The organism is Sphingobium algorifonticola (assembly GCF_004005485.1).
Classification (GTDB): domain Bacteria; phylum Pseudomonadota; class Alphaproteobacteria; order Sphingomonadales; family Sphingomonadaceae; genus Sphingobium; species Sphingobium algorifonticola.
This window is the reverse complement of sequence record NZ_RZUL01000001.1, coordinates 724,067-737,834: the sequence shown is the minus strand read 5'-3', so window position 1 is coordinate 737,834 and position 13,768 is coordinate 724,067. Positions and strand designations below refer to the sequence as shown.

At 64.9% G+C, this 13,768-nt stretch carries 8 protein-coding genes, 1 tRNA gene and 1 pseudogene; 5 read left to right on the top strand and 5 right to left on the bottom strand.

The window, feature by feature from the left end; genetic code table 11:
• The first annotated feature begins 25 nt into the window (after positions 1–25).
• On the top strand, positions 26–709 hold the full coding sequence (locus tag ENE74_RS03470) for a Fe2+-dependent dioxygenase (RefSeq protein ID WP_127689217.1): 684 nt from the start codon (positions 26–28) through the stop codon (positions 707–709).
• Between the two features lie 16 nt (positions 710–725).
• On the top strand, positions 726–1,844 hold the full coding sequence (locus tag ENE74_RS03465) for a PepSY-associated TM helix domain-containing protein (RefSeq protein WP_127689216.1): 1,119 nt from the start codon (positions 726–728) through the stop codon (positions 1,842–1,844).
• An 83-nt stretch (positions 1,845–1,927) separates the two neighbouring features.
• Here ENE74_RS03465 and ENE74_RS03460 read toward each other — a convergent pair whose 3' ends face one another.
• A complete protein-coding gene (locus ENE74_RS03460; RefSeq protein ID WP_127689215.1) occupies positions 1,928–6,607 on the bottom strand; it encodes an NAD-glutamate dehydrogenase in 4,680 nt (1,559 codons plus the stop codon).
• A 127-nt stretch (positions 6,608–6,734) separates the two neighbouring features.
• Positions 6,735–8,060, bottom strand: coding sequence for a PAS domain-containing protein (locus ENE74_RS03455; RefSeq protein ID WP_127689214.1), 1,326 nt, complete (start codon positions 8,058–8,060; stop codon positions 6,735–6,737).
• 186 nt (positions 8,061–8,246) lie between these two features.
• Here ENE74_RS03455 and ENE74_RS03450 point away from each other — a divergent pair.
• The 3 genes and pseudogenes from ENE74_RS03450 to ENE74_RS18450 form a co-directional block, all read left to right on the top strand.
• Positions 8,247–8,322: transfer RNA gene (locus ENE74_RS03450), tRNA-Thr, on the top strand.
• A gap of 263 nt (positions 8,323–8,585) precedes the next feature.
• Positions 8,586–9,464: a hypothetical protein gene (locus tag ENE74_RS03445; RefSeq protein ID WP_127689213.1), complete on the top strand. Its 879-nt coding sequence runs from the start codon at positions 8,586–8,588 to the stop codon at positions 9,462–9,464.
• A gap of 241 nt (positions 9,465–9,705) precedes the next feature.
• Positions 9,706–9,834 (top strand): annotated as a pseudogene (locus ENE74_RS18450) (hypothetical protein); the annotation flags it as partial.
• A 73-nt stretch (positions 9,835–9,907) separates the two neighbouring features.
• Here the strand turns inward: ENE74_RS18450 and ENE74_RS03435 are convergent.
• From ENE74_RS03435 to ENE74_RS03425, 3 genes are read right to left on the bottom strand one after another with little or no spacing between them, the layout of a single operon-like run.
• The gene (locus ENE74_RS03435) at positions 9,908–11,452 is read right to left on the bottom strand and encodes a phospholipid carrier-dependent glycosyltransferase (protein WP_127689211.1); all 1,545 of its coding nucleotides are present in this window, start codon (positions 11,450–11,452) and stop codon (positions 9,908–9,910) included.
• Entirely contained in the window at positions 11,446–12,618 is a 1,173-nt protein-coding gene (locus ENE74_RS03430; protein WP_127689210.1) for a TonB-dependent receptor domain-containing protein, read from the bottom strand. Before ENE74_RS03430 ends, ENE74_RS03435 begins: the two co-directional genes overlap by 7 nt.
• On the bottom strand, positions 12,618–13,709 hold the full coding sequence (locus ENE74_RS03425) for an endonuclease/exonuclease/phosphatase family protein (protein ID WP_127689209.1): 1,092 nt from the start codon (positions 13,707–13,709) through the stop codon (positions 12,618–12,620). Before ENE74_RS03425 ends, ENE74_RS03430 begins: the two co-directional genes overlap by 1 nt.
• Positions 13,710–13,768: the final 59 nt, after the last annotated feature.

Below are 13,768 nucleotides of genomic sequence, written 5' to 3'. Positions count from 1 at the left end.
CATCCACAAATGGGCCACGCGCCGCATGATCCTTGCCATTCCCGATGTTCTCGACTCTGCCGGGGTGCAGGCCGTGCGCGCGCTGATCGATGCGGGCACTTGGACGGATGGCAATGCGACGTCGGGGCACCAATCGGCGCTGGCGAAGCGCAATCTGCAACTGCCGGAAGACAGCGCGCAGGCGCGGCAGGCCGGGGCCATGATCCTCGACGCGCTGGGACGCAATCCGCTGTTCATCGCGGCGGCGCTGCCTCGCAAAATCTATCCCCCGCTGTTCAACAGCTATGCGGGCGGTCAGGCATTCGGCACGCATGTCGACAATGCCATCCGTCTGCGTGCGGGCAGCGACTTTCGCGTTCGCAGCGACCTGTCGGCGACATTGTTCCTGGAAGATGCCGATGCCTATGATGGCGGCGAGCTGACGGTCGAGGGTCAGTTCGGCGTCGGCGCGATCAAGCTGCCTGCCGGACACATGATCGTCTATCCCGCTTCGTCGCTGCACCGGGTCGAGCCGGTGACGCGCGGACGACGGGTGGCGAGTTTCTTCTGGATCGAATCGATGGTGCGCGACGATGCGGCGCGCCAGACCTTGTTCGATCTCGACGCCAGTGTGCAGGCGCTGGCGGCAGACCGCGGCCACGATGACGCGCAGGTCATCCGGCTGACCGGCATCTATCACAATCTGCTGCGGCGATGGGCCGACAGCTGAAGGGACGACTCACGCCATGAGCAAAATCGCGCTCCGCAATTTCTGGTTTCAGTTCCACAAATGGATCGGGCTGATCCTGGCCATCGTCATCATCCCCATCAGCATTACCGGATCGGCGCTGGTGTGGCATGATGCGCTCGACAAGGCGCTCAATCCGCAGCGTTTCGCCTTTACATCCAGCGAGGCGGCGCTGCCGCCGTCTGCCTATGCCGCCGCCGCGCAGGCGGCGCTTGCGCCGGGCGAGCGCATCGTCTCGCTGCGCTTTGCGAAGGATGAGCCGGTGATGGTCGCCGCCGCGCAGCCGCGCAAGGAAGGTGCGCGGGGGCGGCCTGGCCGCACCGTGGTCTATATGGACCCGGGGACCGCCAGGGTGCTCGACAAGGCCGACGGCAACGCCGGGCTGGTGCGGTTCATGCACGGTCTGCACGGCAGCCTGCTGATCCCCGGCATCGGTCGGCAGATCGTCGGCTGGATCGGTGTTGCCATGCTGATTTCCAGCATCTCGGGACTTTGGCTCTGGTGGCCGACCGTCGGAAGCTGGCTGAAAGGCCTGCGCTGGAAGCGGCATCGCAATTTCGACACCAATCTGCATCACCAGATGGGCTTCTGGATCGCCCTGCCGCTGTTTGTCCTGTCGCTGACCGGCGCGTGGATCAGCTTTCCCGCCTTCTTCGGCAAGATTTCCGGCGATGTGCAGCAGTCTCGGCCCGGGCAACCCGATCGCGCGGCGATGATGCGCGCAAAGCCGATCGAAAAGCCGACGACTTCGCTCGATCAGGTGGTCACCGCGAGCACCGCGCTCTCGCCGGACAGGATCACGTCGGTCAACTGGCCGACGGACGTCAAGCCGGAATGGAGCGTGTCGTTCAACGGCAAGACCGTCGCGGTCGACGATGCGACGGGCACCGCCAAGCTGGACAAGCCGCGCGATACGAAGGAAACCACGGCCCGCCTGATGCGCCGCATTCACGACGGCACCGGCATGGGCCTGTTCTGGCAGGTCGTCATCTTTATCGGCGGCATATTGCCTGCGATCCTGGCGATCACCGGCATCATCATGTGGTGGCGCGCCCGCACTTGGCGCGGCGATCTGGCCCGGCGGCAGAAGGCGAAGGCGCAGGCGGCCACGGCCTGACGGGTACGCCATCACTGCCAAGGGCAGGGCATAGCCGTGACCATGGGCGCATCCCGATCACCGCGGGATGCGCCCATATCGTATCAGTTCCGCCCGAGCAGTCCGCGTGCCTGCCCGGCAATCTCCGCCAGCATCGCGACATTGGGCACGGCGACCGATTTCGCCCGCTTTATCAGCGCGGTGAACTGCGCGATGCGCGGGGCATGCTGCGCCAGCCAGCCGTCGACATAAGCGGCGACATCGCCGCCGCCCGACTGCGCCAGGAAATCGAGCCGCACCTGCTGCATGTCCCGCGCGACGCCGGAAATCAGCAGCCGTTCCCATGGATCGCTCGGTTCCATGCGGGCGGCCGCCGACTGCACCCAGTCGATGCCGACGGCTTCGCCCAGATGCGTGAAGGCCCGCGTAATCGCGACTTCATCGACATGCAGCGTCGATGCCAGCCGTGCGAGACCGACGGCACCGTCGAGCTTGAACAGCGCAGCGGCGCGGACGACCAGCGGTTCGGGCGCGCCCAGCGCGGTCAGGGTGTCCGCCACGCTGCCGCTGCGGCGGATCGCCTCATGCGTCAGCAACTGGTCGACTTGCGCCGCCAGCGTCCCCACACCGGCGGCAAGCGCGTCCACCCCCGCCTGTGGCAAGGTCCCGGCAGGCAGGCTGCGCAGGATATCGGCAATCTGCGCGCGCATGCCCGATGCGATATGGCCGAACAGGGCCAGTCGCGCATCTTCCGCCATGGTCGCCGCGTCGATATCGGCCCAGAGCTGGCGCACGTCGAACAGCCGCTCGGCGATGACGAAGGCGTTGGCAAGGTCGGCGAGCGAACAGCCTTCCTCTTCCGCCAGTTCGAACGGGTGGATCAGGCCAAGGCGGTTGACGATGCGGTTGGCGAGCTTCGTCGCGATGATCTCCCCGCGCAACTGATGCCCGGCGATGGCCTCGGCCTGGCTGGCCTGCATTTCGGCGGGGAAGGCCGCGGCCAGTTCGGCCGCCATGCTGGGGTCGGACGCCAGCGCGCCATGTTCGATCGCGTCCTGCAACGCCAGCTTGGCCGTTGACAGCAGCACCGCAAGCTCGGGCCGGGTCAGGCCCTTGCCGTCCTGCCCGCGCCGCAGCAGATGCTCGTTGCTCGCCAGCCCCTCCACAGCGCGATCGAGCCGCCCGCTGCTTTCGAATGTCTCGATCAGGCGGACATAGCTGGCAAGGTCGGTCGCCCCGCCGCGCTCCGCGATCGACAGGCCGAGCGCCTGGAGGCGATTGTCCTCCAGCACCAGCGCGGCGACATCGTCGGTCATCCGCACCAGAAGCGCATTGCGATCGTCGAGCGAAAGCCGATCCTCGATCATTTCCTTGTTCAGCGCGATCTTGATGTTCACTTCATTGTCGGAACAGTCGACACCGGCCGAATTGTCGATGAAGTCGGTATTGATACGCCCGCCGTCGAGCGCAAAGGCGATGCGTCCGGCCTGGGTGATGCCAAGGTTCGCGCCTTCGCCGATCACCTTGACGCGCAGCTCCTCGGCATTGACGCGCAGCCGGTCGTTCGCCGGATCGCCTACGTCGCCATGGCCCTGTGCCGCTGCCTTCACATAAGTGCCGATGCCACCGAACCACAGAAGGTCCGCCGGGCTGCGCAAAATCACCGAAATCAGGGCTGTCGGCTCCATTTCGGTGTCGGTGACGCCAAGCATCGCCTGCACCTGCGGCGAGAGCGGAATGCTCTTCATCGATCGCGGAAACACACCGCCGCCTGGTGAAATCAACGCCTTGTCATAATCGTCCCAGCTTGACCGGGGGAGCGCGAACAGGCGTGCACGCTCCTCCCAGCTTTTTGCGGCATCCGGCGCCGGATCGAGAAAGATGTGACGATGATCGAAGGCCGCGACCAGATGGATCGCCTTGCTGAGCAGCATGCCATTGCCGAACACGTCGCCCGACATGTCGCCACAGCCGACGACCTGCACCGGTTCTGCCTGTATGTCGGTGTCCATTTCGGCGAAATGGCGCTGCACGGAAAGCCATGCGCCGCGCGCGGTGATGCCCATCGCCTTATGGTCATAGCCGTTGGACCCGCCGCTCGCGAAGGCGTCACCCAGCCAGAACTTGCGGTCGAGCGCGATGCCGTTCGCCACATCGGAGAAGGTCGCCGTGCCCTTGTCCGCGGCGACCACGAAATAGGGGTCAGCCGCATCGCGGATGACGACGCCCGAGGGATGCTTCGCCTTGCCCGCCACCAGATTGTCGGTCACCGACAGCAGCGACCGGATGAAGATGCGGTAGCTTTCAGTGCCTTCCGCCAGCCAGGCATCGCGATCGGTCGTCGGGTTCGGCAACTGTTTCGGGTAGAAGCCGCCTTTCGCGCCGGTCGGCACGATCACGGCGTTCTTGACGCGCTGCGCCTTCATAAGGCCAAGGATTTCGGTGCGGAAATCGTCGCGCCGGTCCGACCAGCGAAGGCCCCCGCGTGCGACCGGTCCGGCGCGCAGATGGATGCCCTCCACGCGCGGCGAATAGACCCAGATTTCGCGCCAGGGGAGCGGCGCGGGCAGGCCGGGCACCTGTGCGCTGTCCAGTTTGAAGGCCAGCGCCTCCTTTGCCGCAGGCGCGTAGAAATTGGTACGCAGCGTCGCGAGGATAACGGCGCGGAACAGCCGCAGGATGCGGTCCTCGTCGATCGCCGAAACCTTTTCGAGGCCCGCATCGATGTCCGCCTGTGCCTGCGCCGCCAGGGCCGCGCCATCGCCCCGTTGCGCGGGATCGTGCAGCGCGGCGAACAGCCGCACGAGCGCGCGGGCGATATCCGCTTCCCGGCGCAGCGTGTCGGCCACGGTGCCCATACTGTAGGCCACGCCGGCCTGCCGCAGATAGCGATAGAGCGCGCGGAACAGGATGACGGCCTGCGGGTCGAGCGCCGCCGTTACCACCAGTTCGTTCAGCCGGTCGTTCTCCGCCACGCCCTGAAGCACTGTGGCGATGGCCGTCTGCACCACCTCCGCACGGTCGAGCAGCGGCTGCGCATCGCCGCCGGGCAGCTCCAGCACGAATCGCTGGATATGGCCCAGCGCGCCGCGATCCACCGCCGTGCTCATTTCCTCGATCGCGCGGAAGCCGAAGTTTTCGAGCGCAGGCACCGCTTCGGACAGCGCCACCGGCTCGTTGCTGTACAGCTTCAGCCGCAGCCGCGCGGTCGCGTCTTCATCATTGCGATACAGGCGCACGCTGCGCGCCGTAGCGCCGGACAGACGATGCAGATGCCCGATGTCGATGGCCGCTTCGACCGGCCCGGCGCCGTTGCGATAATTGGGCGGGAAGCCATTCGCATAACGCTGCGCCAGGGCTGCGGCACGACCTGCATCCTCGCCTTCGGCCAGCGCCGCTTCCACCGCGGGCAGCCAGCCGCGCACCATGTGCTGCAAGGCGCGATCCAGCGCCTGCGCATCGGGCACCATGCCGCCGTCGCGCAGATCGAGCGTGATGCGCAGCAGTGCAAGGCCGCCTTCCTCCAGCGCGATCGACCAGCTCAGTACCCCGGCGTTGGCGGCGCGCGCCAGCATGTCCTGCACGGCGATCCGGCGCGCCGTCGAAAGCTCGTCGCGCGGCAGCCAGACGAAGGCGTAAAGATGCCGTGCCAGCGCACTCGTTGCCAGGGCGAGCTTCGGCCGGGGACGATCGGCGAGCGACATGAACGTCAGCGTCAGCCGCTCCAACGTCTCGCGATCGAAGCCGATCAATATGTCGTGCGGCAGCATGGTCAGCGCATGGACCAGGGCCTTGCCCGCATGCCCGCCGGGATCGAAGCCGAACTTTTCGATCAGCGCCGTCAGCGCCGAACGCAGCACCGGCACCTTGTCCGGCGGAGCGGACAGGCCCGCGCTGGTCCACATGCCTGCATGGATCGACAGTGCGGTGATCTCCCGCCCCTCTCGCACCGGCAGGATGATGAGATCGACCAGGACGTTGCGATGGACCAGGGACGTCCGGTTCGACTTGATGATGAGCGGCGCGCGCTTGCCTTCCTCGAACCAGACAAAGGCCGCCTCGATCGTCGCAGGCGCAAGCAGATCCACGTCCGGCAGCGTGCATATGCCAAGCTGGCGGATCGGCTTGCCGTCGCGGGTCCGGCGTTCGTGCCCGGTCTGCGTCAGATGCCGCGCGAGGAACCAGCGCAGCAGCGCCGCGCCTTCCTCTTCCTGCACCGTTTCGGCATCGTCGCGCAGCGCCTGCTGCATGGCGGGCCAGTCGTGCACGGCGGCGCGGACATGCGCCAGTACCTGCGTCAGACTATGTTCCAGTGCACGCCGGGCCTTGGCATCGGCCCGGTCGGCTTCGATGTAGATCATCGATTCGCGGCGCGCGCCGGGCGTATCGTGCGGCAGGATCGCGCCCAGAACGCCATCGGCATCGCGCGATACCGCCAGCACCGGATGGAGCAGGCGGTGGATGACCAGATTGGCCGCTGCCAGGCTATTGGCGATCGAATCCACCAGAAAGGGCATGTCGTCGTTGACGATGGCGATGCGCATGGTGCGCGGCGCGGGCGTCGTATCGCTTGTGGTGCCGCCCAATTCGCCGCCGGTCGTGTCAATGGCCAGCGCAGGCGTTCCCGCAGTACGGCTGGCGGCGGTGGCGGACAGGAAGGCAGCGGCATCGGTGAGCGCGCGGTCGTCGAATCCTTCGCGTTCGCCCGGCAAGGCCCCGTGCGCGAGCGCGGCGCGCAGCGCCTCCTCGACAGCGGCTGATTTCGGCTGCGCAGCGTGCGTCATTTCCTCACCTCATATGTGGGCCATATGGTCCGGCTATGCGGTCCTATATGCCTGCCTTGAGGGAGTGGCTCAACCCAAATCTGGAAAGAATGTTTCGATTATTTGAAACGAAATAACAATGTTATCATCAACCTGCGTCTTGCAGCACGCGGTCGGCCAGCGGACTGTCGCCGGGCAATGTGCCGACGATCGATAGGCTTCCATCGGCTTCGCGCCGACCGATCAGGATAGCCAGGCCATCGCCGTCCGTCGCGATCAGATTGAGCGCCAGCGCAGGCGCTGTCCGCAACCGCGCGCGAGACAGATGCGCGCGATCGGGCTTGGCGTGCTGTACGCTGCGGCGCGCGGCGCGGGCATCGCCGACCAGCCCCTTCAGACCACCGGCATAATGTTCCAGATAATCGGCGAGCGAACCGGCTTCCAGCCCGACGGCATGCGCATGGTCCAGCGCGGTCGCATATTCGGTGATGCGCGTCTTGTCATAGCCGGTGCCGAAGATCAGCTTGACGACCGCGGTCATCGGGCTGCGCGCCTGCACCTTTATGCCCGCGTCGGCGAGCATTTCGGCATAATCCTCCGGCGCGGCCTGTGCCGCGATCGCGAAATCATGGGCGAGGCCGATGGCACGATAGAGTGCGCTGCGGCTGCGCGCGTCGCTGTGCCCCGCCTCCGCTGCACAGTCGCGCGCAATGGCCAGCCAGTCGCCCAGTGATGCGTCCGCACCCAAAATGTAGCTTTCGTTCAATTCCAGTTCGGGCAGGAAATCCTCGTCCAGCTGCACAGGTTCCGCAGGCAGGCGGCGCACAGTGGCCCCGGCATCGCGCGAAGGCCCGTCCGCCCAGACCGGTGCCGCCGCGATAGCCGCGGGCGCGCTGCGCAGCGCCTGATCGACTTCCTCCGCCAGCGCGTCGGTCAGATCGCGGCTGGCGATTTCCTTCCAGTTGATGACGCCATAAACGAAATCGATCGTGTCATCGTCCGACGAAAAAGGCATCAATATGCCGCGATAGAGGATTTCCGCGCCGCGCTGATTGACGAACTCGGCCTCGAAACCGATCGGTGCGGCATTGGCGATGATCTGAAGATAATGGTCGGTCAGCCGCGAAAGGAGCGACCGGTTCGGCACGTCGCCGATGGTGTCGATCTGCCCGGTAATTTCGCATTCGCGGCGCAATTCTGTGCCCAGATAGACGACGGCCGGATTTTCGATCCCCGCCGTAAAGTCCAGCAAGACGCTGTGTGGGCCGAAATCCTCGATCTGGTCGGGGTTCAGATCCTCGATGGAAGGCAGCATCCGGTCGCCCAGCAGCGACGCCCAATAGTTATAGGCGCGCACATGCATGCGCCGTTCGTTCGCGCCGATGCCGTCGGGCGATTCGATCGCGTGATCTTCCCCAGCGAAGCTGCTGTCCTCCTGGTCGTTGGCGGCATCATGCCCCCGAAGCGTATCCATGTCCGACCTGTCCTGTCCGTGCCCATTGCCGACGTTCCCACAGGATGTGCCATGCGGATGGTAAATATGTGGTAAACCAACGCAGTGCCGGTGCGGCAAAGCCCGCGACGCGCTTTTTCGTCGCGCGCGAAGCCTTGCAACGCCCCCCGCCTCCTGATAAGCGCCCTCGACCAGCGCAGCATGCGCGCCGCTTTAGCTCAGTTGGTAGAGCACATCATTCGTAATGATGGGGTCACAGGTTCGAGTCCTGTAAGCGGCACCAGCCTGTCACAAGGCAGATCAGAAGCTCCCGGCGCAAAGGGTTTCCGGCTTGGGGCGTGAGTGGGTGCTTGCTAGGGCGCTTTGGTAAGGTTTTGCGGCAAACTGCATCGGTCTGGATTATAGCAGGTTCGCTGCGCTTAGCGCGGGCTGAGTAATGCCGTTGAACCCTCCCACCAAGTGAACATACTAAGTAGGTCGTCGGTTTTAGGACGAAGTTGAACCGTGTCGAGATGGATAGTCATACTAGCCAGATGAGAAAACGCGATGGCGAAACATAAGCCGCAAACTCGTTTTACGATCGACGTCGGTGGATCTCCGGAGAAGGTATGGTCCGTACTTGAAAAGAAGAATGGCGATCTCATCGTTAGGCCGCGCAACTCCGTAAATCATGAGGGTTTTGACGGCGATGATCGTATCCTGACAGACAGAATTTCGGTCCACACAAGCGATCGCAGCGGCGGCACAACCATCAAGCGGACCTTTGAGGTCGCCTCCGGCGATCGTTTGGCTTGCGCTGCTTACATCAGGAATTCGAAAGAGAATCTTCTTTGGCCCACACGGTTTGTTCGTTGGCAAGACTTTCGAATATTGCCGAAACCGGTCGCTAAGTCTGGGAAAGACAGCTTCGTCGATATGGGCTGGTTCAACCCCGCCGTTCAAGCGCTGGTGACGTCGCTGGTTATCGGAGGTCGCAATAACGAACTTCCCAAGATTCCTGGCTTCGACCTTCATCAAGCGTCCTTCTCTCGCTTCAAGGTCGGGATTTATTGTACGTTTGTCTGCACTCCCGCGTATTCGAGCGGCGACAGCTTCGAGACTGGGACGAGCGATCAGAGGCTGAACGATGATCCTGTTGGAACTCAGTTGCCGGATGGAGCGGCATCCCTGACGGCCGAACAGCTCAATGAGGTTCTTGCGCATGGCGTTGGTCGGCTGAGCGATGCGATGGTGCGAAGGTTTGTCACCAGCGGCGTCGAGCACGACGCTGATGTGTTGGCCAAGGTCAAAGCGATGTCGTCCTTCTACCTTCCGGAGGCATGTGTGTCCGTGGAAGCCATGGTCGAGCGAATGCACAAGGGCGTCTACAAGGCACCCGACCGCGTCCATTCAATAAACTTACTCCTACGGTCTCGCCGCCTCTGAAGCGTAACAGCTTTCCGTTACACAAAGCTGGTGGCATGCACCGATATCAGCCGGGGCTAGCACGGGACGGATTCCCGGCATCGATCCTTTCAATGAGCATTGGATTAGAAGCCAACGTAAGGCGGGGATCGCACAAACTGGGCTTAACCTAGGGCAAATCCGAAAAATGCCTGCTCTTTACCGAATAGCCTTGCAAATCCTCACGGCCTAGCAGCTTTGTCCCTGCTTTCGTAACGATAGGATGACGTGTTCGAGTCACGCACCCTCCTGCCGACGAAGATCATATCACATATGCACCTATGACGGCGCCAACACGGTTGTTGCGCGTAACAGTGACCGAGCGCGTCGAGATGGCGTGCTTGCCAGCGGTGCGCAGATCATATCGACCGATTATCTGAAGACGCCCAATCTCGACCGCAACGCCTATCACCTTGCCTCGTTCGCTAGCGGTGGCGCTGCAACGCTGCCTTGGCCCGTTGCTCCCGGACGAACAAAGTACCTTCGCCCGATGGCAGCGGCGTCGCGCGATAGCCGTGCGCCACTGCGAAGGTGCGGAGCGGCGCATCGAGGCCCTGTGGCGCGGCAGGCGTGATCGCGCTCTCCGGCCCGGTCACGATCGCGGCCGGCGGATGACGGGTCAGTGCCTCGGCCAGATTGGCACGGTTGACGACATGAAATGCGCTGCGCTCGGCCGGGGTAAGAAGATCGCGCGTACGGAACAGGAAAGGCCCGGTGGCAAAACGCGGGTCGAGCGATACGCCGCTGTCGATCACCCGTTCCGGCGCGAGCGTGACGATCGGTCCCGTCGCGCCGCTCGCCCGCACGGCGCGCCCGACCGCGCGGGCATCGCCGACCGCTGACAGCAGCGGACTTTTGGTGTCGGCAATGCCGGGGGCGATGGCGACCAGCGTTTCCGCAACGCCCGCCGTCATGAACAGGGCGAGAGCGCCTGTCGCAAGAGGCCGCCGCCATCGCGGATCGTCCAGTATCGCGGCAAAGCGCAGGAACAGCGCGGGCAACAGCGGCAGCAGATATTGCACATAAATAGGCCGGGGAAGCCATGCGGCGATCAGGGCGGCCAGGATCATGCAGTCGAGCAGCCGCTGGCTTACGTGCGATGGACCAGGCCGGTGCCGAGCCGCAGCGGCAATGGCGCACAGGGCGATCAGCGCGGAACCCTGCGCCAGAAAACGCAGCAACCTGACAAGGCTGAGCGGCGTTTCGATCATAAAGCTGCGCTGGTTCAGCGTCTGCCATTCGCGCGGTGCGTGCAGGCTATAGTCGATGATGCCGAACCAGGCGGCGTCGGGCGCGATCGCCCACAGCACGAGTGTCGGCAAGCCGCCCGCCAGCCCTCCTGCCGCCAGCGCGCACAGGCAGGGCCAGCCAATGGCGCGCAGATGCAGCAGCGCCCACAGACCGACGGCAGCGGCCGGAAGGCCATAGCTGATTTTCGCCGAAGCGGCCGCACCCAGCATCAGCCCGGCCAGAAGGAAGCGGAGCGGCTGTCCGCCAGTCCGCAGGGCGTCGAGGACAAGAGCGAGGCCCGCCATATGGAGCAGCAGCGGCAGGGCATCGTTGCGCGCGACGGTCCCGGCGAACAGAAAGGCGTGGCTGCTTGCGAGCGCGAGCGTGGCGACTGCGGCGCTGCGGGGCGATCCGCCTGCGTGTCGCACGGCCATGTGGAGCAGCACAGCCGCGCCTGCCGCGCACAGCGCATTGGCAGCGCGCAGCGCCGGGAACAGCCAGCCTTCGCAGAGCCAGGCGAGTGGCGCGAACAGCAAGGGCTGAAGCGGCGTTTGCAGATAGGCGAAATCGCGATACGGCAACCCGGATCGCATCAGAGCGACCGCCACGACATATTGGCCCTCGTCATGGTCGATCGGGCGCACGAAGGCGACGCTGAGCAGGATGGCGAGCAGCAGCAGGAACAGGCGCAGCGACGGTGCGTCGGCCGCACCCGGCGCGCGGGGACGACTATTTACCAAGCCATGTCCGCACTGAACATGACGGCGCGCGCCTGATCGACGGCACGCAGGCCGGCGGACGTGGTGGAATCAAGAAGGCCGATGCTCACAAGGCGACTGGGGTTCCTGATATGGGCCGCAAGGCGCAGCGTGCGACCGCGCGCTTGCACCGACGTGTATTCGATGCCGCCCTCACCCCGGAAAGGCGACTGCTGCGTGCCCAGTGCCGCGAGTGCGGCGCGCCCGGTGCGGGACGCCTGCGCGGTGATCCGCCAGGGACCGCGCGCCCAATGTGCGGCCATCGCCATTTCCCGTTCCTGCATCGATCGCCCGTTGGTCGTCGCCACATTGGCCTGGCGATAGCTTGCCGACCAGTCGAGACCCTGCGTGATCTGATGCCGCACCTGCATATCGGTGCCGAGCAGGCTGGCCGAACCGATATTGGTCGGCATATAGGCGCGCGCGGCAAAGGACAGGCCGTTGCGGATATCGGCGCGATAGATGCGGGTCGCGAGTGTAAGGCCCGCCGCTTCATACTGCCCGCCAAGCGAAGCGAACCGGCTCTTTTCCGGGCGCAGCGCCATGCGCAGCGCCTCGAAATCGGGGCGGGACAGGCCGAGCGGACCGGTAAAGCCCGTGTCGCCATAGGCCCGCATCGCCTCGCTATAGTCCGCCGACAAGGCGATCGCGCTTGTCGGACGAAGGCTGATGGCGGCATGGGGCAGAAACCAGTCGCGGGCGTTCAGCCGATCGTCGCCGCTGCCGATGGTCACATTGGCATTGCGGTTGCTGACTTTCACGCCGCGAAAGCCGACGGTCATCGCCACCTGATCGGACAGCACGAAACGGTCCATCACCGAAATGAGGCGGCTCCTGCTGCGCGGGCGATAGTCAAAGCCGGGTGCATCGTCATCTCGCTGGATGTCGGCGCGCATCCCGACATAACGGCGGCTCTGGCGCTGCACGCGCACAGCAAGCACATGGTCGGGCTCGTCGCCGGGCACCGGCCGCGACAGCCGGTCGAGGCCGGGCAAGGGTGCCGCAGGGCGAACCGGCGCCAACGGTGAGCGCCGCAGCGCGGGCTTCAGGGTGAAACGGACGCTCTGGTCCACGATGACATCCTGGGCCGATGCGATCCCGCCGCAGAACACCAGGGCGACCACGGCGATCATGTGCCGCGCGGGCATCAGCGATAGCCCGCGATATCGACGCGCGCCAGCTGCATCCGCTGGGCTGGATCGCGATCATAGCCGACGACATAGCCGAAATGGTCGGACAGCGGCCGACCGTCCGGCTCGGAGCCGAACGGCACATACGCGCCGGTGACGACAAGCCCGGCCCCCGCTCTACCCCGGGCGAATATCCAATCCTTGCGCCGTTGCGCGGCATGGATCAGATCGTCCCGCGCCGACAAGGGCGACACTTCCGCCGTGTCCAGCGCAAGCTGCGCACCGCCGCGTGTCTCGGCAACGAAATCGAGACCATAGCGGGCGAAGCTTTCGAAGAAGGCGCGATCGCGATCGGCGTTGCCGCCGATGTTCATGTCACCGCCCACCATCAGCATACGCTCGCGCCCGACCGTGTCGGCAACGAAGCGCGCGGTCAGTTCGGCTTGCCGTCGATAGGCAGCGAGCGACCGGCCGACCGATACCCCCGCAGCCTTGCGGGCGTTGAGATGGACGTTGACGATAGCGACCGGCTCGCGTTCGCCAGGCACCTGCACGTCGGCGATCATCAAGCCCTTGTTCGCGAGGCAATCGAAGCCGGCGCAGGCGAAATCAGGGAAGGCGAGACGTCGTACACGGGTGATCGGATAATCGGACAGGATGATGAGACCACTGTCGAGATGCTTGCCCATGGCTTCGCCCCGGTCCCACCGGGCTTTGGCAAGAAATGCGTCGTCCGCTGCGGTGGGCGTGATGGCTGAACGCATCGTCCGGTCCGGGCCCAGCGCCATATGCCGATAGCCTGCCATGCCGGCGATCTGCTGCGCCTGGCGGCTGAAACCTTCCTGAAGCAGCACGATATGCGGTTGCTGCCCGATGGTGCGCAGGTTCCGCAGGCGTGTGGCGATCCGGCGCATTGCCACGTCCCGCTCGAACGCCAGGGGCCATGGCAGATCCATGACGTTGTACGTCATGATGGACAGGGAAGGATTGGTGCCGGGCGGCGGCGGTTGGGCGGCAAGGTCCCGGTCCGACAGATTGCTGCTGTTCAGTCCGGTCGCGACGAGACAAACCAGCCCTGCAAACAGCATGGCACGCATGGTTTTGTACATGGTGACGCCCCCTTGGCTGGCATCGCCCTAGCGTATCAATGAGTCGTCTGCGTTTCTTC